The sequence below is a fragment of the Tropicimonas sp. IMCC6043 genome, assembly GCF_004146235.1.
Classification (GTDB): domain Bacteria; phylum Pseudomonadota; class Alphaproteobacteria; order Rhodobacterales; family Rhodobacteraceae; genus Tropicimonas.
Genome location: NZ_SELO01000272.1, coordinates 1 through 252, shown reverse-complemented (window position 1 = coordinate 252; position 252 = coordinate 1). Strand labels below are relative to the sequence as shown.

Sequence of the window (252 nt, the reverse complement as noted above, 5' to 3'; positions counted from 1 at the left end):
CTGACCGAGAGCCGGATCGTCCCTGACGCCCTGCAAATGGTCGATAGCACCGTGGTTCGCGCCCATCATCAAGCAGCGGGCGCTAAAGGGGGACTCCGCGACAGGGTTTTGGCCGCTCAAAGGGTGGTGAGAACGGCAGTGGAATAGTCGACCACGGTAGCGGCGGGGATGTTTCTCGCTGCGGGCGGAGCAAAAGTCGCCCAGTATCGGCCCTTTCTGTTCTGATTTCAGGGGGGCGGGAGCATTTTCACC

The 252-nt window shown here is 61.5% G+C and carries 1 pseudogene; it reads left to right on the top strand.

From position 1 onward, the window contains the following. Positions 1–128: pseudogene (locus tag EU800_RS26630) on the top strand (IS5/IS1182 family transposase); the annotation flags it as partial. Positions 129–252: the final 124 nt, after the last annotated feature.